The 389-nt window shown below is 46.5% G+C and carries 1 protein-coding gene; it reads left to right on the forward strand.

What is annotated here, in order from left to right:
• On the forward strand, positions 1-372 hold a 372-nt coding region (locus tag H0248_RS21160), incomplete at its 5' end, for an IS630 family transposase (RefSeq protein ID WP_180787377.1).
• Positions 373-389: the final 17 nt, after the last annotated feature.

Genomic DNA, 389 nt, shown 5'->3' on the forward strand with positions numbered 1-389 from the left:
ACAGGACGAGTCCATTACGTCGGCGGCAGCAGTAAGTGTTCTGATTTATTTATCAATCTGTTAGAGGCATTACGGCGGACATATCGGCGAGCGAAAACCATTACGCTGGTCGTTGATAACTACATCATTCATAAAAGCCGTAAGGTGGAATGCTGGCTGGAAAAAAACAAGAAATTCCGGTTGCTGTTCCTGCCAACCTATTCGCCATGGCTGAATCCAATAGAGTTGCTGTGGTTGTCGTTGCACGAAACGATAACGCGTAACCATCAGTGCCGGTATATGTGGCAGTTACTGGAACAGGTAAAGCGATTTATGAATGCCGCTTCGCCGTTCCCCGGCAATCAACATGGTTTGGCTAAAGTGGAGCGGTAATATGCAAAGCTATTTAG

This window comes from Pectobacterium brasiliense (genome assembly GCF_013449685.1).
Lineage (GTDB): Bacteria > Pseudomonadota > Gammaproteobacteria > Enterobacterales > Enterobacteriaceae > Pectobacterium > Pectobacterium brasiliense_A.